Annotated in this window: 14 protein-coding genes; 8 read left to right on the top strand and 6 right to left on the bottom strand. The window is 71.8% G+C overall.

Annotated features, from left to right (window positions below):
- Positions 1 to 412: 412 nt before the first annotated feature.
- From ABZ464_RS04965 to ABZ464_RS04980, 4 genes are all read right to left on the bottom strand, one after another.
- Positions 413 to 1,138 carry a class I SAM-dependent methyltransferase gene (locus tag ABZ464_RS04965; protein ID WP_359271031.1) on the bottom strand — a complete coding sequence of 242 codons (726 nt, stop codon included), beginning with the start codon at positions 1,136 to 1,138 and terminating at the stop codon, positions 413 to 415.
- A gap of 191 nt (positions 1,139 to 1,329) precedes the next feature.
- Positions 1,330 to 3,825, bottom strand: coding sequence for a SpoIIE family protein phosphatase (locus ABZ464_RS04970; protein WP_359271034.1), 2,496 nt, complete (start codon positions 3,823 to 3,825; stop codon positions 1,330 to 1,332).
- 142 nt (positions 3,826 to 3,967) lie between these two features.
- Positions 3,968 to 6,370: a DHA2 family efflux MFS transporter permease subunit gene (locus tag ABZ464_RS04975; protein ID WP_359271037.1), complete on the bottom strand. Its 2,403-nt coding sequence runs from the start codon at positions 6,368 to 6,370 to the stop codon at positions 3,968 to 3,970.
- A gap of 151 nt (positions 6,371 to 6,521) precedes the next feature.
- Positions 6,522 to 6,965 (bottom strand): SRPBCC family protein, encoded by a 444-nt coding sequence (locus tag ABZ464_RS04980; protein WP_359271040.1) that lies wholly within the window; start codon positions 6,963 to 6,965, stop codon positions 6,522 to 6,524.
- A gap of 212 nt (positions 6,966 to 7,177) precedes the next feature.
- Between ABZ464_RS04980 and ABZ464_RS04985 the strand changes: the two genes are divergently transcribed.
- Together ABZ464_RS04985 and ABZ464_RS04990 are read left to right on the top strand one after the other, a co-directional pair.
- Entirely contained in the window at positions 7,178 to 8,245 is a 1,068-nt protein-coding gene (locus tag ABZ464_RS04985; RefSeq protein ID WP_359271042.1) for an Rv2578c family radical SAM protein, read from the top strand.
- A gap of 162 nt (positions 8,246 to 8,407) precedes the next feature.
- Positions 8,408 to 9,997, top strand: coding sequence for an alpha/beta hydrolase (locus ABZ464_RS04990; RefSeq protein ID WP_359271045.1), 1,590 nt, complete (start codon positions 8,408 to 8,410; stop codon positions 9,995 to 9,997).
- Between the two features lie 153 nt (positions 9,998 to 10,150).
- On the opposite strand, the gene ABZ464_RS04995 is transcribed toward ABZ464_RS04990, so the two are convergent.
- Both ABZ464_RS04995 and ABZ464_RS05000 read right to left on the bottom strand, forming a co-directional pair.
- Positions 10,151 to 11,299: a tryptophan dimethylallyltransferase family protein gene (locus ABZ464_RS04995; RefSeq protein ID WP_359271048.1), complete on the bottom strand. Its 1,149-nt coding sequence runs from the start codon at positions 11,297 to 11,299 to the stop codon at positions 10,151 to 10,153.
- A gap of 163 nt (positions 11,300 to 11,462) precedes the next feature.
- Complete coding sequence (locus ABZ464_RS05000) at positions 11,463 to 12,038, bottom strand: adenylosuccinate lyase (protein ID WP_359271051.1); 576 nt, start codon at positions 12,036 to 12,038, stop codon at positions 11,463 to 11,465.
- Positions 12,039 to 12,427: 389 nt separating this feature from the next.
- Between ABZ464_RS05000 and ABZ464_RS05005 the strand changes: the two genes are divergently transcribed.
- The 6 genes from ABZ464_RS05005 to ABZ464_RS05030 all read left to right on the top strand — a co-directional run bounded on the left by ABZ464_RS05005 (position 12,428) and on the right by ABZ464_RS05030 (position 20,461).
- Positions 12,428 to 14,233: a 3-hydroxybutyryl-CoA dehydrogenase gene (locus tag ABZ464_RS05005; RefSeq protein WP_359271054.1), complete on the top strand. Its 1,806-nt coding sequence runs from the start codon at positions 12,428 to 12,430 to the stop codon at positions 14,231 to 14,233.
- Between the two features lie 160 nt (positions 14,234 to 14,393).
- On the top strand, positions 14,394 to 15,212 hold the full coding sequence (locus ABZ464_RS05010) for a TetR family transcriptional regulator (RefSeq protein ID WP_359271056.1): 819 nt from the start codon (positions 14,394 to 14,396) through the stop codon (positions 15,210 to 15,212).
- 368 nt (positions 15,213 to 15,580) lie between these two features.
- Positions 15,581 to 16,924 carry a crotonyl-CoA carboxylase/reductase gene (gene ccrA, locus ABZ464_RS05015; protein ID WP_359271059.1) on the top strand — a complete coding sequence of 448 codons (1,344 nt, stop codon included), beginning with the start codon at positions 15,581 to 15,583 and terminating at the stop codon, positions 16,922 to 16,924.
- 17 nt (positions 16,925 to 16,941) lie between these two features.
- Positions 16,942 to 18,990, top strand: a complete 2,049-nt coding sequence (locus ABZ464_RS05020) for a protein meaA (protein ID WP_359271062.1) — start codon at positions 16,942 to 16,944, stop codon at positions 18,988 to 18,990.
- The gene (locus ABZ464_RS05025; protein ID WP_359271064.1) at positions 18,987 to 19,946 is read left to right on the top strand and encodes a CoA ester lyase; all 960 of its coding nucleotides are present in this window, start codon (positions 18,987 to 18,989) and stop codon (positions 19,944 to 19,946) included. The genes ABZ464_RS05020 and ABZ464_RS05025 overlap by 4 nt, the downstream gene beginning before the upstream one ends.
- A gap of 2 nt (positions 19,947 to 19,948) precedes the next feature.
- Positions 19,949 to 20,461 (top strand): MaoC family dehydratase, encoded by a 513-nt coding sequence (locus tag ABZ464_RS05030; RefSeq protein WP_359271429.1) that lies wholly within the window; start codon positions 19,949 to 19,951, stop codon positions 20,459 to 20,461.

Consider the following 20,461-nt stretch of genomic DNA (forward strand, 5'->3'; position numbering starts at 1 on the left):
GCCCTCCACCCGGCCCGACCGCACGCCGACACACGGCGCACCCCAGCCCGGCCCGACCGCACGCCGACACACGGCAGCCCCCACCCGAGCCCGACCACAAACAGGCGACGGCGCCCTCCACCCGGCCCGACCGCACGCCGACACACGGCGCACCCCAGCCCGGCTCGACCGCACGCCGACACACGGCAGCCCCCACCCGAGCCCGACCGCAGACAGGCGACGGCGGCCTCAGCCCGGCCCGGATCGCCAGCCGGTCCCGGTCGGCGGCCCCCGGCTCGGCTCGGCCGCAGGTCGGCGGGTGGGTGGCGGTTCCGCCCCCGCTCGGCTCCGTCGCAGGTCAGGGCGGCTCATCGTCCCCTCTGTGCCTTGGCCGCAGCCCGCGCAGCCCCGCCGTATCGGCCGCTGTGGGCGGTCAGGTGGTGCGGCCGGCCACCAGCCACTTCGACGGCAGTTCGATCGGGGTGCCGTCCGGGGTGGACTCCGTGGTGGTGAGAGGGAGTTCGCCGCTCGCGAGGACCGTGAGGCCGGCCGCCTCCAGATGGGCGGGCACGGCGGCGTCGGGGACCTCGCCGGGCGCGATGCCGTGGCGGAAGATCGGCGCGAGCTTCGGGGGCGGGCCGGCCGGTGCCTGGGCGAGGCCGCCGAGGACGGACCCGGCGGCCTCCGACGGCTCGACGAGGAAGACCCGGCCCCGCTCGCCGAGCAGTGCGGCGATCCCGTCGGCGAGGGGCTGCCGGTCGGCGGGCTCGCACTGGTGCAGGACGCCCCTCATGTAGACGTGGGAGTCGCCGAGTTCGGTGTGCAGGGCCGCCGCGGCACCCTGTTCGGCGGCGTCCAGCAGCAGGTACCGGGCGCGCCCGGCGGGGTCGGCGCGCCGGGCGTGGTCGAGGGCGGCGGCGGCCAGGTCGACGCCGACGACCCGCGGGAAGCGGTCGGCGAGGAAGCGGGTCTGGGTGCCGTTGCCGCAGCCGAGGTCCACCAACGGCAGGTCGGCGTCGGCGACATACGGCTCGAACAGGGCGAGGTGCAGGGCGGCGGTCACCTTCGGGTCCGCGTCCCAGAACACCGCGCCGGTGTCCTGGGGTGCCTCGCGCCAGAAGCCCTCCCAGGCCTCCCGGTACCGCATCGTCACGCTCATCCCGACTCCCCTGGGTGCGACGCCGATCCGTCATGAGTGACGGGCGAGTACGGTCTACCGCTCCCGGGTTGCCGCTACAAGCAGGGCGCGCGGTTCCTTCACGCCTGGTGCGCGCGACGTACGCCGTTGTGCGCCCCTTGTGGCGAAAATGGCGTGAGCGTCTCAACGAGCCTGTGAGGAAAGCCCGTTGTTCAGCGTCTCGGCAGAGTCAGTTCGAACCACACCGACTTGCCGGCGCCCGTGCGGCTGGCCCCCCACTCCCGGGCCAGGGTGCTCACCACCCGCAGCCCCCGTCCGGCCTCGTCCTCGGGTAAGGCGCTCAGGAGCGTCGGCAGGTCGTGGTCGTCGTCGTCCACCTCGCACAGCAGGTTCTCGCCGCGCACCAGCCTGAGGGTGACGGGCTGCCGGTGGGAGTGCCGTACGGCGTTGGTGACGAGTTCGCTCACCATCAGCTCGGCGGAGTACGCCAGTTTCGCGAGCCCCCAGTCGTGGAGCTGCTCGCGGACGGCCGCTCGGGCCCGGGGGACCTCGGCCGGGTCGAGGGGGAAGCGCCATTCGGCGACGTCGTCGGGTTCGATGCCGTTGAGACGGGCCATCAGCAGGGCGACGTCGTCCTTGCGGTCGCCGCGGCCCGCTTCGGTGAAGGTCGCGGCGAGGGCGCGGATGATGGTGTCGCAGGCGTCGTCCATGGAGGCGGCCGGGTGGGCGGCGGACTCGCACAGGGCGGCCAGGCCCACACCGATGTCCTCGCCGCGCACCTCCACCAGGCCGTCGGTGCACATCACGAGCCGGTCGCCGGGTTCCACGCGGACGGTCATCGACTCGAAGGGCACTCCGCCGACGCCGATGGGCGCGCCGGTGGGCAGGTCGAGGAGCTCGGTGCGGCCGTCCGCCGCGCGCACCAGCACCGGCGGGATGTGGCCGGCGTTGGCGAGGTGGAGTTCGCTCGCGATCGGGTCGTAGACGGCGTACAGGCAGGTCGCGAGGTAGGTGTCGCCGAGGCGTTGGGCGAGGTCGTCGAGGTTGCGCAGGAGTCGGGCGGGCGGCAGGTCGAGGGCGGCCATGGTCTGGACGGCGGTGCGCAACTGGCCCATCATGGCGGCCGAGTTGAGGCCGTGGCCCATGACGTCGCCGACGACGAGGGCGGTGCGGGCGCCGGGCAGTTTCACGGAGTCGAACCAGTCGCCGCCGACCCGGCCGAGGAGGGTGCCGGGCAGATAGCGGGTGGCGATGTCGCAGCCCGCCATGCGCGGCGGGATGTGCGGCAGCATGCTGTCCTGGAGGGTCTCGGCCACGGACTCCTGGTAGGTGTACATACGGGCGTTGTCGAGGACGAGTCCCGCGCGGGCGGCGAGTTCGGCGCCGGTGACCCGGTCCATGTCGTTGAACTCGGTGCGCTCGGGGTGGCGCAGCAGGACCATGAAGCCGAGGACGACGTTACGGGCCTTCAGAGGGACGACGAGCATGGAGCGGCCGGTGATGAGGGGCCGGATGTCGCGTTTCTCGAACTGGGCGGCGATGGCGTGGCCCATCTGCTCGCTGATGCGCGGCACGAGGACGGGCTGGCCGGTGGTCATGCACTGGAAGAACGGGGTGTGGGCGGGGAAGGGCATGGCCTCGCCGACGGGGACGACGTCGTCCCAGCGGCCGGGTTCGTCGGTGTGTTCGATGGCCACCCGGTGCCACATGGTCCGGGTGTCGGGGACGCCGTCGGGGAATCCCTCGCCGGCGACGACCTGTTCGCGCAGATAGGTGCCGGCGACGTCGGTGAAGCGGGGGACGACGGCCTTGCTGACCTCGATGATGGTGCGGGAGAGGTCCAGGGAGGTGCCGATCCGCCCGCTGACCTCGTTGAGGAACTCCAGGCGCTCGCGGACGGCGGCGTACTCGAGGTCCTCGCCCTCGTCGGTGAGGTCCTCGGGCAGGGGTCGCCCCTCGGCGGCGGCGCGGGCCGCCCGCTCCCGGCGCTCGCGTCGTTCGACGCGGCGGGCGACGCCCCAGTCGGGGGTGACCGGGACCCGGTCGTTCTGGCTGAACTCCAGGACGGGGTAGCCGAGTTCGAGGATCTGAGCGACGATGCGGGCGCTCTCGCCGACGCTCATGCTGGGGAGGATGTCGGGGAGCCGGCGGGCGAGTTCCTCGGCGCCGGGGAAGTCGGTGTGCAGGGCGAAGCCGGGTGCGATGCGCTCGACGGCGAGGACGGCGGAGGACTCCGGGGGCCCCTGCTGCGGGCGGAGTACGGCGGCCGCGTCGGCGGCGAGCACCAGGAGCCGTTCGCGGCCGGGGCCGACCAGGGGGTAGGCCCACCACAGGACGTCGGCGCGCTCGCCGTCCCGTCCGGGGACGGTGAGCCGGGCGCGTCCGGCGGCGGGGTAGCTGAGGCCGTGGTCGAGGGAGGACTCCAGGCCCGGTCCCAGGCCGTCGTAGGCGCCGTACTCGCCGTAGGTGTCCTCGGGTTCGGGGAGGGCGCCGGAGACGGGGAGCAGGTCGATGGCGGGCGCGCCGATCGCCTCCTCCTTGGCGACGCCGAAGAGCCGGCGTGCGCCGGTGCTCCAGTGGGAGACGAGGCCGTCGCGGTCGACGACGACCACGGCCAGGGGGACGCGTCCGGGATCGGCGGTGTCGTCCGCCGCCGCGCTGTTCGCTCCGCGGCTGGGAGGTGCGTCCCTCTCGGTGCCACGGTCCATGGCCCAGGCCCTCTCTCCCCAGAGCTGTGCAAGATCTGTCCGCAGCAACAACCGTACGGCGCTCGCAGGTCGGGATGTGCGGCATTTCTGTAATTGGTTTCACCGGAGCGCGCCGGGGTACGCCGCCGGGCGCGCGGCCGGTTCAGTCCTCGTGGCCGAGTCGTACGTCGCGTTCGGTGCGGCCGCCGCCGGCGACTTTCAGGACGGTGGCGACCGGCGGGTATCCGGTGGCGATGACGGTGTACTCGCCCGAGGCCAGGTCGACGAAGCGGAAGGTGCCGTCGGGGCCGGTGGTGAGGGTGTCGAGGACGGCGCCCGCCGCGTCGAGGAGGGTCACGCGCGCGTCCACGACGGGCCGGCCGGTGTCGTCGCGGACGGTGCCGCGGACCACGGAGCCGCCCGCGAGTTCGATGTCCTGACGGGTCTCCAGGGAGGCCGTGACGGTGACCGGGAGGGCGGACGGCCGGAAGGCGGGGGCGCTCGCGGCGAGGGTGTACGCGCCGGCGATCAGCCCGGTGACGGTGTAGTCGCCGACGCGGTCGCTGCGGGTGCTCGCGACGACCTCGCCGTGGGCGTTGGCGAGGGTGACGACGGCGTCGGGGACCGCGGTGCCGTCCGCGGTGACGACGGTGCCGGTGAGGCGTCCGGCGCCGCCGAGGAGGACGTCGAGTTCGACGGGCCGCTCCGCGACGGCGACGGTGACGGCCTGGGGGCGGTGGCCGCCGGCGGCGGCGATCAGGACGTAGGCGCCGGTGCCGGGCGTGGACAGGGCGTAGCGCCCGTCCTCGCCGCTGGCGCCCCGGCCGACCTGGGTGCCTGCGGAGTCGATGAGGGTGAGGGCGGCGTGGGGTACGGCGGTGCCGTCGTGGTGGCGGACGGTGCCGGAGACGGGGACGCCGGCGGGGTACGGCGTGCGGGCCTGCGGGATGCGGGCGGTCACGGTCACGGGCTCCGTTTCGGCGGTGGGGCGGGCGGGCGCCCCGGTCGGCAGGGGGGTCTCCTTGAGGAAGCAGGCGGCGAGCAGGCCGAGCAGCAGGGCCGGGACGAGGAGGGGGAGGATCCCGGGCAGGGCGTCGGCGTAGGCGGTGGTCCAGGCGTCGTGCAGGGCCGGGGGCAGGGTGTGCACGAGGTGCGGGGTGAGGGACCGCGGGTCGGGCAGGCCGGCCGCCTCGGGCGCGGGCAGGCGGTCGGCGAGGGTGTCGGTGAGCCGGCCGGTGAGCAGGGCGCCGAACAGGGCCGCGCCGACGGCGCCGCCGAGCTGGCGCAGGCAGCTGTGGGCGCCGGTGGCCGTGGTGAGGTCGGCGGGGCGTGCGGCGTTCTGCACGGCGAGCACGAGGACGGGTGTCACGAGGCCGATGCCGGCGCCGAGGACGGCGGTCCACAGGCAGTACGTCAGCCGGGGCGTGCCGGTGTCGAGGCGGGACAGCAGCCAGGTCCCGAGGACGGTGAGGGCGCTGCCCAGGGCGGGGTAGATCCGGTAGTGGCCGGTGTGGTGGACGAGCCGTCCGCCCAGGACGGAGGCGCCGACGATGCCGCCGGTGAGCGGGAGCATGAGGAGTCCGGCCCCGGTCGCGGAGGCCCCGTCGGTCAGCTGCAGGTAGGCGGGCAGACAGCTCACGGCGCCGGACAGGGCGGCTCCGGTGATCAGGCCGACCAGGCCGCTGACGGTGAAGACGGGGTCGCGGAACAGGCGCAGCGGGACGAGGGGGTCGGTGGCGACGCCCTCGGCGAGGACGAAGAGGATGACGGCGGCGGCCGCTCCGGCGGCGAGGCCGACGACGACGCCGGAGTCCCAGGCGTGGCGGGTGCCGCCCCAGCCGGCCAGCAGCACCAGGCAGGTGGCGGCGGCGGTGAGCAGCAGGGCGCCGAGCACGTCGAGGCGGGGGCCGGGCCGCGGCTTTGGGACTTTCGGGGCGAAGGCGACGAGGGCCAGGGCGAGCAGGCCGACGGGGATCTCGGCGTAGAAGCACCAGCGCCAGGAGAGGTGGTCGGTGAGGTAGCCGCCGAGGGGTGGTCCGGCCAGGGAGGCGAGGGCGAGGACGGTCCCGACGATCCCGGTGCACCGGCCGCGCCGCCGGGTCGGGACGAGGTCGGCGGCGAGGGTCTGGACGCCGGTGAGGAGTCCGCCGGCGCCGAGGCCCTGGAGGGCGCGGAAGGCGATCAGCTGGTCCATGCTCCGGGCGTGTCCGGCGAGTGCGGAGCCCACGACGAAGATCAGGATCGCGCACTGGAGGACGCCCTTGCGGCCGAGGCGGTCGCCGAGCCGGCCGTGCACCGGCAGCCCGACGGCGGCGGTGAGGAGGGAGGCGGTGACCGGCCAGGTCATCCGGTCCAGGGCGTGCAGGTCGCCGGCGATCGTCGGCAGGGCGGTGGCGACGGTCAGCTGTTCCAGGGCGGCGAGGAACAGGGCGACCAGCAGGCCGAGGAGGGCCGGGCGGGCCCGGCGGGGGTTCGGGGCCTTCCCGGTGGGGGGCGGCGGGGGCGCGGGGCCGTCGGGGTGGGGCGCCGCGACCGGCTCGTCCCGCACCAGAGTGGTCCCGCCCATGTGCCGCTCCCCTCGTCGCACCTGCCGCACGGTTCCCGCGTGAAGCGGCAACTCGGGGCAGGTGCGAGGGGTTACGGCGGCGTCCCGGTCGGGGGCGGAATCCACCCGAACCGGTGAGGGGGGTCAACGGGCGGCCGTCGCCCGGGGGTTGCTACTTCTCGACCTCGGTGGCGAGCTTGGCGAGGATCTCGTCGTAGATGCGGGCGAGGCCCTTGGGTGCGAAGGTCCGCTCGAAGAAGCCGCCGATGCCGCCGGCGCCCTTCCAGGTGGTGGTGACGGCCACGCGGGCCTTGCCCTCGCCGGCCGGGGTGACGCGCCAGACGGTGACCATGGAGGAGTTGCGGTCCTTCTCGACCAGTTCGCCGTCGGTGGGCTCGGTGACCTCCAGGAGGCAGTCGCGGACGCGCTTGCTGGTGGCCTGGAGCTTCCAGTGGACGAGGGTGCCCTCGCCGTCGCCGCCCTCGCGCACCTCGAACTCGCTGAAGTGGGCGGGCAGCAGGTTCGCGCGCGTGCCGCTGTAGTCGGCCAGCGTGTCGAACACCTTGTCGGGGTCCGCGGCGACGACCCGCTCGGTGGTGGCCTCGACCTGCGCCATGAAGTTCCTCCAGGTCCGTGTTGCTCAGGGTTGCTCGGGGTTTCCGGGGTGGGGCAAGCCAACCACCCCGCTCCTCGGGGGCCCAAATCGGGGTGGGGGAAGCGATCACGGGGTGGGCGAAACGCCGAGGCAGACGCCCGTTCGCACGATCATGGGAACAGATGTTCTATTGTGGGCTCAGGTGCATGGACAGTGCTACGGAGGGAGGCGTCATGCGCTGGGAGAATCTCGCCCTGGAGTCCCGCCACGACCGTCCGGCGGACACCGCGCTGTTCGGTGCGGACGCCGTCACGACCCGTACGTTCGACACACCCGAGTTCGCCGGCATCACGTTCCACGAGGTCCGGGCCCGCACCGTCCTCAACCGGGTGCCGGGGGCCTCCCGGATGCCGTTCGAATGGACGGTGAACCCCTACCGGGGCTGCACGCACGCGTGCGTGTACTGCTTCGCCCGCAAGACGCACAGCTATCTCGACCTGGACACCGGGATCGGCTTCGACACCCAGATAGTCGTCAAGGTGAACGCGCCCGAGGTGCTGCGCCGCCAGCTGGCCTCGCCGCGCTGGCATGGGGAGCACGTGGCGATGGGCACCAACGTCGACTGCTACCAGCGCGCGGAGGGCCGCTACCGGCTGATGCCGGGCATCCTGGCCGCCCTGCGCGACCGTGCGAACCCCTACTCGATCCTGACCAAGGGCACGCTGATCCTGCGCGACCTGGACCTGCTGAAGCAGTCCGCCGAGGTGACCGACGTCGGCCTCTCCGTCTCGGTCGGCTTCACCGACACCGAGCTGTGGCGGACCGTGGAGCCGGGCACCCCGGCCCCCGAGCGGCGGCTGGACGTCGTACGGACCTTCACCGAGCACGGTCTGGGCGTCGGGGTGCTGATGGCGCCGGTGATCCCGTTCCTGTCCGACGAGCCGGCGCAGCTGCGGGCCACCGTGCGGGCGATCGCGGCGGCGGGGGCCACCTCCGTCACCCCGCTCGTGCTGCATCTGCGACCCGGGGCGCGCGAGTGGTTCATGGCCTGGCTCGGGCAGCACCACCCGCACCTCGTGCGCCGTTACGAGCGGTTGTACGCCGACGGCGCGTACGCCCCCAAGTGGTACCAGCGCCGGATCACCCGTCAGGTGCACGAACTGGCCCAGGAGTACGGCATCGGGCCCGCGCCCGCCGGGATGCCGCGCCGGATCCGGCCGCCGGAGCAGGAGGAGCACGCCCCGGCGGAGCACGCGCCGGCCGGGGAGGAGCCCACGCCCACCCAGCTCACCCTGATCTGAGCGCGTCCGGGCGCATCCCGCGTCCGAGCGCATACCACACCCAATCGGGTCAACTCTCACCGCAATACGTATCTCCGGACGATCTTTCCGGGACGATGCCGCGAGGGCCGTGAGCCGCGCGGCCCGGCCGCCTCAGGCCCCCCTCCGTCCTGGGAGGACTCCTTGAACACTCGCGCAGCCGTGCTGTGCGCCACAGCCGTCGTCCTGGCCGGGACCGTCACGGCCGTACCGGCCGGCGCGACCCCGGCGCACGCCCCCGCCGCCCGGGCGACGAAGCCCACCTCGAAGCACCTCACCTGGAAGAAGTGCGCCACCACCGACCAGCCGACGCTGCAGTGCGCGTCGCTGAAGGTGCCGCTCGACCACGACGACCCGGGCGGGGAGCGGATCACCCTGGCGCTCTCCCGGGTCCCGCACACCGCGACGACGTACCAGGGGCCGCTGCTGGTCAACCCCGGCGGGCCCGGCGGGCGGGGCCTGTCCCTCGCCGGTTTCGTCGCCTCGGCGCTGCCGAAGGCGGTCTCTTCCCAATACGACGTCATCGGCTTCGACCCGCGCGGGGTGGGAAAGAGCACGCCCGCGCTCGACTGCGCCCCCGGCCACTTCGGCCCCGTGCGCCCGGACCCCGTGCCGGCCGACGAGGCGGTGGAGGCCGCCAACCTGAAGCGGGCGCGGTCCTTCGCCGAGGCGTGCGGCAGGAAGTACGCGCGCGTGCTGCCGTACATCGACACCGTCGGCACCGTCCGTGACATGGACGCGATCCGCGCGGCCACCGGCGCCCCGAAGCTGAACTACTTCGGCTACTCGTACGGCACCTACCTCGGCGCGGTCTACGCCAAGCTGTACCCGCAGCGGGTGCGGCGGCTGGTCCTCGACTCGATCGTCGACCCCACGGGCGTCTGGTACGACGACAACCTCACCCAGGACCTCGCGTTCAACGACCGGCACCGCGCGCTGATGGCGTGGATCGCCCGGTACGACGACACCTACCGGCTGGGCCGCGACCCGGACGGGGTCGAGGCGAAGTGGTACGCGATGCGGGCGGCGCTCGCCCGCAGACCGGCCGGCGGCAAGGTGGGCGCCGCGGAACTGGAGGACACCTTCCTGCCGGGCGGCTACTACAACGGCTACTGGCCCCACCTCGCCAAGGCGTTCGCGGCGTACGTCAACGACAAGAAGGCCGATCCGCTGGTGCAGGCGTACGAGAACTTCGCCGCCGTGGACGCCTCCGGGGACAACGGGTACAGCGTCTACACCGCGGTGCAGTGCCGGGACGCGTTCTGGCCGCACGACTGGGACGAGTGGCGCTCGGACAACTGGGAGACGTACCGCAAGGCGCCGTTCATGGCGTGGAACAACGCCTGGTACAACGCGCCGTGCGCGTTCTGGCCGACCCGGTCGCGGGGCCCGGTGAACATCGCCAACGGCGCCCTGCCGCCCGTCCTGCTGTTCCAGGCGACGAACGACGCGGCCACCCCGTACGAGGGCGGCGCCATCGTCCACGCCCTGCTGCACGGTTCCAGCCTCGTGGTCGAACAGGGCGGCGGGAACCACGGCATCACGCTGAGCGGGAACAGCTGCCTCGACAAGCACCTGGCGGCCTATCTGACCGACGGGACGGTCCCGCGCGGCATCGGCACGGTCGACGCGACCTGCCGGGCCCAGCCCGACCCCAAGCCCCTGACCGGCAAGGTCGCCTCACCGGCGGCGCACGGCTCGGTCCTGCACGGGCTGCTGGGCTTCCGCGGCTGAACGGCCCGTCTCCCCCGAGAAGGGTTCCGGGAGGTCTCCGGGAGGCCTCAGCGAGGGCTCCGCGAGGTCGCCGTTGACCGCACGGAGCCGTTGCGCCGGTCCTGGAGGGGCCGCTGAGGGGCCGTCACCTCACTCGGACGGGTCGCTCCGGGGTCAGGCCGGGATGCCGGCCTGATGCCCGGCGTACGTGGCGAACCTCAGGTACAGGCCGATGTCCGCGGGCGTCCGCGGCGAGATCGTCCGGTAGCTGCAGAGTTCCTGAAGCCCGCCGGCGACCCCGGGACCGCCCGCCCCCAGTTCCCGCAGGATCCCGGCGAGCGGACGGGGGTCGATTCCCTCCAGGGCCATGAGCCAGGCGATACGGGCGGCCGCCTCCGCGTCGTCGCGGGTGTTGTCCGGGAGGCGCAGATAGAGGTTGGCCTCCTCGGGGCCGGGCGTGCCCTCCCGGAACGCCAGGCAGGTCATCGGCTCGTTGCTCACGGTGCCGCTCTGCCGTCCGTAGATGACGGCCCGCGCGCGGGCCGCCCGCTCGGGCTCGTAGCGGTGCGCCAGGGCCGCCACGGTGTCCAGCTCCTCCATCCGCATGGGGAGGTGCCGGTAGTAGACCTTGACCCGGGAGGTGTTCCCGGCGTCCAGGTCGAGGGCCATGAGCTCCAGCTCGTGCCCCTGCTTGGCGAGTTCCTTCCCCCGCTCGGCCACCGGCCGCCAGGCGTCGGCGAGGCCCAGCCGGCGCATGGCTTCGGCCATCACCTCGTACGCCCGGTCCAGGCCGTTCACCTGCGGATTGAGGTAGACCTTGTAGTGGGGCCGGTGTCCGGGTCTCCAGGCCAGGGAGTGCCAGAGGGTGGCCCGGTAGCGCTCGGGGTCGGACGTGAGGAACAGGTCCTCGATGCTCAGGTACCGCGCGATGTCCGTCCCGGGGCTCCCGGCGAGCCGGCGCGTCAGTTCCCGGCCGGCCTCCTGGCAGCCGAGCGGGGTGCCGTCGGAGCCGAGCGATTCGAAGAGGATGCGGACCTCGGGCCGGCCGTCCTTCCAGCTGACGGAGAGTTCGGCGGGGAAACCGTCGGCCGAGACGAACGAGGGCGGTTCGCAGCGCGTTCCGACGGGCCGCGCGCCCCAGGGGTGGAGCACCTCTCGCAGATCCTCGAGGACGGTCTCGGTCTCCCACGGGTCTATCCCCAGACCCCGGCAGACCGCCGACCATTTCTCCTCGAGGAACTGCCCGAACGTTTTTGCCGGGTCTTGACGCAGAGCCAGGTCGGATATCTCGTCCATCTCGTCCGGGAGTTGCGCACTGGTCACTGTCTCTCACCCTCCGTAGCCGGAACGGTCCGGCCTTGTCCGCGGTCACTTCGGCAGCAGCCCTGCGGGCACACCGAGCCGGATTTCGGCGGAAGGCGATCTTCCCCTCGAACGGGTATTCAAATCTCGAACTAATTGGCGATAAAACGCTGTTGACGGTAAGTCAGCACTGCCGGGGGATCCGGGCGAGGGCGCACACGGCCGCCTCCGCGAGCGCCGGATGGGCCAGGGCGTCGCTCAGAACGGGCCGGGCACGGTCGTCGCCGAGCGCGCCGAGACCCTCCACACAGGCGAGGGCCACGCGCCGGTAGGGGTCGTGGGGCGTCAGACGCCGGCGCAGGGTGGTGATCAGCGCGGGGACCGACTCCGGTGCGCGCAGTTCCACCAGGAGCCGGACGGGGTGCAGTGCGTAGGCGACGCGCAGTTCGTTGGTGGCGAGGGCCGCCGCCGCGCGGGCGGTGCGGGGGTCGCCGAGCCGGGCCAGGGCGTGCGCGGCGGAGGCGCAGCGCGGTGGATCGCGGTGGTTGAGCAGCAGGACGAGCGCCTCGAAGGCGCGCCGGTCCCCGGCGCGGCCCAGCCGGAAGGCGGCGACCTCCCGGGCCCACAGCGGCTGCCCGGGTTCGGTGAGCACGGCCGCCAGTTCGCCGGGGCCGGCGTCCGCCGCCAGCCGCTCGAAGGATGCCGTGCCGCCCGACTCCTGCCGTAAGCGCTCCGTGAGCGCCCGCAACTCTTCGTCCATGATGCCGAGCGTAGGGGGTGGGCGGCGCAGCGAGTTACCTCACATCACGGGGGCTGGCGCGCTCGTTACCCGCCGGTTAAGCTCATTGGAGCGAGTCACCCACTCGCATCCTCCTCGCGGCGGCCTGGTGACGCAGCCTCCGCGAAGGAAGTCGGTTCGGTACCACGTACCGCTGTACGACCCGGCCACGGGACAGGGCCGGTCGGATCTCCCGTTCGTCCGAAGGGCGTTGTGCGCGCCCCAGGCGACCGGCACCGGGCGTGTGCGCTCGTAGCCCGGCACCACCCGCATCCCTTTTTCCGCACCCGGTGCGCCCAGGCCTCGCAGAGGTTCCCTCGGCGCACCCGGGGGCGTTCCCAGTCGTCACCCTCTTCTTCTGGAGTCCCGCGATGGCCACTCCCCTCTCCGACACCTCTCTGTCCCCGCTCCGGACGATCGCCGTCGTCGGCCTCGGCACCATGGGCACCGGCATCGCCGAAGTCCTGGCCAAGGCCGGCCGCGAGGTGATCGGCATCGACATCAGCGAGGAGCGCACGGCCCGCTCGCTCGCCGTGCTGGAGGCCTCCACCGCCCGCGCCGTCGAGCGCGGCCGGCTCACCGAGCAGGAGCGCGCCGACGCCCTCGCCCGGATCCGCACCGCCACCGACCTGGGCGCGGCGGCCGACGCCGAGCTGGTGATCGAGGTGGCTCCGGAGTCGTACGAGATCAAGCAGCAGATCTTCCGCGAGCTGGACGGGATCGTGCGCCCGGAGACGATCCTCGCCACCGGCACCAACGCCCTGTCCGTGACCCGGCTCGCCGCCGAGTCGGCCCGCCCGGAGCGCGTGCTCGGGCTGCACTTCTTCAACCCCGCGCCCGCGATGAAGCTGGTCGAGGTGGTCTCCTCGGTGCTGACCGCGCCGGCCGCCGTCTCCGCCGTCACCAACCTCGCCCTCGACCTCGGCAAGGAGCCGGTCGCGGTCGGCGACCGCCCCGGATTCGTCGCGGACGGGCTGCTGTTCGGCTACCTCAACCAGGCCGCCGCGATGTACGAGGCGCGCTACGCCTCCCGTGAGGACATCGACGCCGCGATGCGGCTCGGCTGCGGGCTGCCGATGGGTCCGCTGGCGCTGCTCGACCTGATCGGCGTGGACACGGCCCGTACGGTCCTGGAGGCCATGTACGCCGAGTCGCGCGACCGGCTGCACGCGCCCGCCCCGATCCTCAAGCAGCTCAGCGAGGCCGGTCTGACGGGCCGTAAGACGGGCCGCGGCTTCTACACCTACGAGGCGCCGGGCAGCGCGACGGTCGTCGCGGACGCGCTGACGCCGGCCGCCGGCGCCTCCGGCACCCCCGGCCGCGAGGTCCACAGCGTCGGTGTGGCCGGTTCCGGCACGATGGCGTCCGGGATCGCCGAGGTGTTCGCCAAGGCGGGCTACGACGTCGTCCTGGCCGCCCGCAGCGAGGAGAAGGCGCAGACGGCGAAGGCCCGGATCGGCAAGAACCTCGCGCGCTCGGTCGACAAGGGCCGGATGACCGCCGAGACCGCCGCGCAGACCCTGGAGCGGATCACCCCGGCCGGTTCCTACGACGCGTTCGCCGACGTCGACCTGGCCGTCGAGGCGGTCGCCGAGGACCTGGAGATCAAGCGGCAGCTGTTCGCGACCTTCGACAAGGTCTGCAAGCCGGGCGCCGTGCTGGCCACCACCACCTCGTCGCTGCCGGTCGTCGCCTGCGCCCGGGCCACCTCCCGCCCGCAGGACGTCATCGGGATGCACTTCTTCAACCCGGCGCCGGCCATGAAGCTGGTCGAGGTCGTCCGTACGGTGTTGACGGCCGAGGACGTCCACTCAACGGTTCACGAGGTGTGTGGACGGATCAAGAAGCACGCCGTCGACTGTGGAGACCGTGCGGGGTTCATCGTGAACGCCCTGCTGTTCCCGTACCTCAACAACGCGATCAAGATGGTGCAGGAACACTATGCATCGCTTGACGACATCGACGCCGCGATGAAGCTGGGCGGCGGTTACCCGATGGGTCCGTTCGAACTGCTCGACGTCGTCGGGCTGGACGTCTCCCTCGCGATCGAGAAGGTCCTGCACCGCGAGTTCCGCGACCCGGGACTCGCCCCCGCCCCGCTGCTGGAGCACCTGGTGGCCGCGGGCTGCCTCGGCCGCAAGACGGGCCGCGGTTTCCGCGAATATGCCCGCCGCTGACGGCGCCGGCGACTGGTTCGACGGCGACCGGGACTGGGGCGGACTGCTCGACCCCGGCGGGCCCCTCGCGCCCGCCGGGCCCGGATCTCCCCCGCCCGTCAGGGGCGGGGGAAACCCCGGACCTGCGCAGAGAGCTGCGCGCATGCAGTACGTTCGGGGCATGTCCCAGCCCGCCAGGTCCCCACGTACACCAGCCACGCCCGACGTTTCGGAGAGTGCCGCGGGCAGCCGCGCGGCCGCCCAGCGGCTCAAGATGCGCCGCGAACTGGCGGCCGCGGCCATGGAGCTGTTCGCCACGAAGGGGTACGAGGCGACCACCGTCGACGAGATCGCGGCCGCGGCCGGCGTCGCCCGCCGCACGTTCTTCCGCCACTTCCGCTCCAAGGAAGAGGCGATCTTCCCCGACCACGACGACACCCTGATCCGCGCCGAGGCCGTCCTCAACGCGGCCCCGGCGCACGAGCACCCCCTCGACACCGTGTGCCGCGGCATCAAGGAGGTCATGAAGATGTACGCGGCGCGGCCGGAGATCTCGGTCGCCCGCTACAAGTTGACCCGTGAGGTGCCCACCCTGCGGGAGGCGGAGATCGCCTCGGTGGCCCGCTACGAGCGGCTGTTCACCCGCTACCTTCTCGGCCACTTCGACGAGCACGCGCACGACGACGACGCCAACGACGACCCGCTGCTCGCCGAGGTCGCCGCCTCCGCCGTGGTCACCGCCCACAACCACGTCCTGCGGCGCTGGCTGAGGGCCGGCGGCCAGGGCGACGTCGAGACCCAGCTCGACCACGCCTTCGCGATCGTCCACCGGACCTTCGGCACCGGTATCGGCGCCGGACGCAGCGGCGGCGGCGCGCCGGCCCGGCCGGCCCCCGCGGCGGTCTCCGCGCAGGGCGAGGTGCTGGTGACGGTCGCCCGTACCGACGCCCCGCTCGACGAGGTCATGCGCACCATCGAACAGGCCCTCAAGGAACGCTGACCGCGCCTTCCCCCTGTGATGACGGCCACCCGCCCGGGTGGCCGTTTTGGCATGTCAGGGCACCTTTTCACGCGGATTTCAGACCCCATTCGATCGATCATCGCTCATTTGTTACGTAAAGATTTCATCTGAGGCAAAGAACTGGCACTCAGTGCCTTGCGAGCTGACACGCGGTGTCATACGTTGAAGGTGTCCGGGCGGCCGGCGTGCAGAGACCTTTCGTACGCCGGCTGTCCCCGCAGCACATGGTCTGCGCGCCCGGACGCCTGCGTCACAGGCAACCTCCCGCGCCACAAAGCGCTGCCGAACAGCACCGAACCAACCCTCAGCGCCCCTCCCTCAGGGCGCTCACCGCCGGAGGCAACACCGTGACCACTCAGGACATCCTGGACGCGATCCAGTCGCCGGACGCGACGCCGGCCGACTTCGCCGCCCTGCCGCTTCCCGAGTCGTACCGCGCGATCACCGTCCACAAGGACGAGACGGAGATGTTCGCCGGGCTCGAGACCCGCGACAAGGACCCGCGCAAGTCGATCCACCTCGACGAGGTGCCGCTTCCCGAGCTCGGCCCGGGCGAGGCCCTGGTGGCCGTCATGGCCTCCTCGGTCAACTACAACTCCGTGTGGACCTCGATCTTCGAGCCGCTGTCCACCTTCGGCTTCCTCGAGCGCTACGGCCGGCTCAGCGAGCTGACCAGGCGGCACGACCTGCCGTACCACATCATCGGCTCCGACCTCGCGGGCGTCGTCCTGCGCACCGGCCCCGGCGTCAACGCCTGGAAGCCGGGCGACGAGGTCGTCGCGCACTGCCTCAGCGTCGAGCTGGAGTCGTCCGACGGCCACAACGACACGATGCTCGACCCGGAGCAGCGCATCTGGGGCTTCGAGACCAACTTCGGTGGCCTCGCCGAGATCGCGCTGGTCAAGTCCAACCAGCTGATGCCGAAGCCGGACCACCTCAGCTGGGAGGAGGCCGCCGCCCCCGGCCTGGTCAACTCCACCGCCTACCGGCAGCTGGTCTCCCGCAACGGCGCCGGCATGAAGCAGGGCGACAACGTCCTGATCTGGGGCGCGAGCGGCGGACTCGGCTCGTACGCCACCCAGTTCGCGCTGGCCGGCGGCGCCAACCCCATCTGTGTCGTGTCCTCGCCGCAGAAGGCCGAGATCTGCAAGGCCATGGGCGCCGAGGCGATCATCGACCGCAACGCCGAGGGCTACAGGTTCTGGAAGAACGAGCAGGAGCAGGACCCGCGCGAGTGGAAGCGGTTCGGCAAGCGCATCCGTGAGCTGACCGGCGGCGAGGACGTCGACATCGTCTTCGAGCACCCCGGCCGCGAGACCTTCGGCGCCTCCGTCTACGTCACCCGCAAGGGCGGCACCATCGTCACCTGCGCGTCCACCTCGGGCTACAACCACGAGTACGACAACCGCTACCTGTGGATGTCCCTGAAGCGGATCATCGGCTCGCACTTCGCCAACTACCGCGAGGCCTGGGAGGCCAACCGGCTCGTCGCGAAGGGCAAGATCCACCCGACCCTGTCGAAGGTCTACTCCCTGGAGGAGACCGGCCAGGCCGCGTACGACGTGCACCGCAACCTCCACCAGGGCAAGGTCGGCGTGCTCTGCCTCGCCCCCCAGGAGGGCCTCGGCGTGCGCGACGAGGAGATGCGCGCCAAGCACCTCGACGCCATCAACCGCTTCCGCAACATCTGAGACACCCGAGGTCATAGATGACTGAGCGTCAGCCCGCCGAAGGCGCGCGGGAGAAGGACCGGCCGTGGCTCATGCGCACGTACGCCGGTCACTCCACGGCCGAGGCGTCCAACGAGCTGTACCGGCGCAACCTCGCCAAGGGCCAGACGGGCCTGTCGGTGGCGTTCGACCTGCCGACGCAGACCGGCTACGACTCCGACCACGTCCTCGCCCGCGGCGAGGTCGGCCGGGTCGGTGTGCCGGTGGCCCATCTCGGTGACATGCGCCGGCTGTTCCAGGACATCCCCCTGGAGCAGATGAACACCTCGATGACGATCAACGCCACCGCCATGTGGCTGCTGGCGCTCTACCAGGTCGTCGCCGAGGAGCAGGGAGCGGACATCACCCGGCTCCAGGGCACGACCCAGAACGACATCGTCAAGGAGTACCTGTCCCGGGGCACGCACGTCTTCCCGCCGGGGCCGAGTCTGCGCCTGACGACGGACATGATCGCGTACACGGTCTCCCACATCCCGAAGTGGAACCCGATCAACATCTGCAGCTACCACCTGCAGGAGGCGGGCGCCACGCCGGTCCAGGAGATCGCGTACGCGATGTCCACCGCGATCGCGGTGCTCGACGCCGTGCGCGACTCGGGGCAGGTCCCCGCCGAGAAGTTCGGTGACGTCGTGGCCCGGATCTCCTTCTTCGTGAACGCGGGCGTCCGCTTCGTCGAGGAGATGTGCAAGATGCGGGCGTTCGGGCGGATCTGGGACCAGGTCACGCGCGAGCGGTACGGCATCGAGAACCCCAAGCAGCGCCGCTTCCGGTACGGCGTCCAGGTCAACTCGCTCGGGCTGACCGAGGCGCAGCCGGAGAACAACGTCCAGCGGATCGTGCTGGAGATGCTGGCCGTGACGCTGTCGAAGGACGCACGCGCGCGTGCCGTGCAGCTGCCGGCCTGGAACGAGGCCCTGGGGCTGCCCCGCCCCTGGGACCAGCAGTGGTCGCTGCGCATCCAGCAGGTCCTCGCGCACGAGAGCGATCTGCTGGAGTACGAGGACATCTTCGCGGGCTCGCACGTCATCGAGGCGAAGGTCGCGAAGCTCGTCGAGGAGTCCCTCGCGGAGATCGCGCGGATCCAGGAGATGGGCGGCGCGATGGCCGCCGTGGAGTCCGGCTACCTGAAGTCGCAGCTGGTCTCCTCGCACGCCGAGCGGCGGGCTCGTATTGAGTCCGGTCAAGAGAAGATCGTCGGCGTCAACATCTTCAATACGACCGAGCCGAATCCCTTGACGGCCGATCTCGACACGGCCATCCAGACAGTCGATCCGGCTGTCGAGGCCCGTGTCATCTCGTCGCTGCAGACCTGGCGCGACACCCGCTACCAGCCGCCGTTCAACCACCCGCGGCCCTGCAAGGCGCTGGAGCGGCTGAAGGAGGCCGCCAAGGGCACCGACAACCTCATGGAGGCCACCCTGGAGTGCGCACGCGCCGGGGTCACGACCGGTGAGTGGGCCGGGGCCCTGCGCGAGGTGTTCGGTGAGTTCCGGGCGCCGACCGGGGTCTCCTCGGCGCCGGTGGCGGTCCCCGCCGAGGAGGGCTCGGCCATGGCGGAGGTCCGCCGCAGGGTGGAGTCGACGGCCAAGGACCTCAACGCGGGCAAGCTGCGCTTCCTGGTCGGCAAGCCGGGTCTGGACGGGCACTCCAACGGTGCCGAGCAGATCGCCGTGCGCGCGCGGGACGCCGGGTTCGAGGTGGTCTACCAGGGCATCCGGCTCACCCCGGAGCAGATCGTGGACGCGGCGCTCGCCGAGGACGTGCACGCGGTGGGCCTGTCGATCCTGTCCGGCTCGCACGCGCAACTGGTGCCGGACGTGCTGGAACGGCTCCGTGTGGCCGGTGCCACAGATATACCGGTGATCGCCGGTGGCATCATCCCCAATGGTGACGCCGAGCAACTCAGGGCCGCCGGAGTGGCCGCCGTCTTCACCCCGAAGGACTTCGACATCACCGGAATCATCGGCCGCATCGTCGACGAGATCCGCAAAGCGAACAAGCTCGACCCCCTGGAGGTCCCCGCATGACCGTCAACCGTCTGCGTCCGCGCCGCTCGTGTCTCGCGGTCCCGGGCAGCAACCCCCGCTTCCTGGAGAAGGCGCAGGACCTGGCGGCGGACCAGGTCTTCCTCGACCTGGAGGACGCGTGCGCCCCGCTCGCCAAGCCCGAGGCGCGGCACACCATCGTCAAGTTCCTCAACGAGGGCGACTGGACGGGCAAGACCCGGGTCGTGCGCGTCAACGACTGGACGACCGAGTGGACGTACCGTGACGTCGTGACGGTCGTCGAGGGCGCCGGCCCGAACCTCGACTGCATCATGCTGCCGAAGGTGCAGAACGCGCAGCAGATCGTCGCCCTGGACCTGCTGCTGACCCAGATCGAGAAGACCATGGGCTTCGAGGTCGGCAAGATCGGCATCGAGGCGCAGATCGAGAACGCCCAGGGCCTGAACAACGTCAACGAGATCGCGCAGGCCTCCCCGCGCATCGAGACGATCATCTTCGGCCCGGCCGACTTCATGGCGTCGATCAACATGAAGTCGCTGGTCGTGGGCGAGCAGCCGCCCGGCTACCCGGCGGACGCCTACCACTACATCCTGATGAAGATCCTGATGGCCGCCCGCGCCAACGACCTCCAGGCGATCGACGGCCCCTACCTGCAGATCCGCAACGTCGACGGCTACCGCGAGGTCGCGCAGCGCGCCGCCGCGCTCGGCTTCGACGGCAAGTGGGTGCTGCACCCGGGCCAGGTCGAGGCGTCCAACGAGATCTTCTCGCCCTCGCAGGAGGACTACGACCACGCCGAGCTGATCCTGGACGCGTACGACTACTACACGTCCGAGGCGGGCGGCAAGAAGGGCTCGGCGATGCTCGGCGACGAGATGATCGACGAGGCCAGCCGCAAGATGGCGCTGGTCGTCTCGGGCAAGGGCCGCGCGGCCGGCATGAAGCGCACGTCGGCGTTCGAGATCCCGGAGGCGTGACGATGCAGTTCGGACGCACCTACGAGGAGTTCGAGGTCGGGGCGACGTACAAGCACTGGCCGGGCAAGACGGTCACCGAGTACGACGACCATCTGTTCTGTCTCCTCACCATGAACCACCACCCGCTCCACATGGACGTCAACTACGCCGAGAACACCACGGACTTCGGCAAGAACGTCGTGGTCGGGAACTACATCTACTCGCTCCTGCTCGGCATGTCCGTGCCGGACGTGTCCGGCAAGGCGATCGCCAACCTGGAGATCGAGTCGCTCCGCCACGTGGCGCCGACCTTCCACGGCGACACGATCTACGGCGAGACGACCGTGCTGGACAAGTGGCCGTCGAAGTCGAAGAACGACCGCGGGATCGTCCACGTCGAGACCAAGGGCTACAAGCAGGACGGCACGCTCGTGTGCGTGTTCCGTCGCAAGGTGATGGTGCCGACCGAGACGTACATCAAGGAGCGCGGCGGCGAGCAGCCGGGCCGCCCCGAGCCGAAGCAGCAGGAGAAGTAG

Origin of the sequence: Streptomyces sp. NPDC005820 (assembly GCF_040630255.1) — a bacterium.
Taxonomy (GTDB): domain Bacteria; phylum Actinomycetota; class Actinomycetes; order Streptomycetales; family Streptomycetaceae; genus Streptomyces.

Excerpts from the sequence above, each read along its gene's own strand:
- ABZ464_RS04965 (WP_359271031.1), bottom strand. The coding sequence starts at position 1,138 with ATGAGCGTGACGATGCGGTACCGGGAGGCCTGGGAGGGCTTCTGGCGC.
- ABZ464_RS04970 (WP_359271034.1), bottom strand. The coding sequence starts at position 3,825 with ATGGACCGTGGCACCGAGAGGGACGCACCTCCCAGCCGCGGAGCGAAC.
- ABZ464_RS04975 (WP_359271037.1), bottom strand. The coding sequence starts at position 6,370 with ATGGGCGGGACCACTCTGGTGCGGGACGAGCCGGTCGCGGCGCCCCAC.
- ABZ464_RS04980 (WP_359271040.1), bottom strand. The coding sequence starts at position 6,965 with ATGGCGCAGGTCGAGGCCACCACCGAGCGGGTCGTCGCCGCGGACCCC.
- ABZ464_RS04985 (WP_359271042.1), top strand. The coding sequence starts at position 7,178 with ATGCGCTGGGAGAATCTCGCCCTGGAGTCCCGCCACGACCGTCCGGCG.
- ABZ464_RS05000 (WP_359271051.1), bottom strand. The coding sequence starts at position 12,038 with ATGGACGAAGAGTTGCGGGCGCTCACGGAGCGCTTACGGCAGGAGTCG.
- ABZ464_RS05005 (WP_359271054.1), top strand. The coding sequence starts at position 12,428 with ATGGCCACTCCCCTCTCCGACACCTCTCTGTCCCCGCTCCGGACGATC.
- ABZ464_RS05010 (WP_359271056.1), top strand. The coding sequence starts at position 14,394 with ATGTCCCAGCCCGCCAGGTCCCCACGTACACCAGCCACGCCCGACGTT.
- ABZ464_RS05020 (WP_359271062.1), top strand. The coding sequence starts at position 16,942 with ATGACTGAGCGTCAGCCCGCCGAAGGCGCGCGGGAGAAGGACCGGCCG.
- ABZ464_RS05025 (WP_359271064.1), top strand. The coding sequence starts at position 18,987 with ATGACCGTCAACCGTCTGCGTCCGCGCCGCTCGTGTCTCGCGGTCCCG.
- ABZ464_RS05030 (WP_359271429.1), top strand. The coding sequence starts at position 19,949 with ATGCAGTTCGGACGCACCTACGAGGAGTTCGAGGTCGGGGCGACGTAC.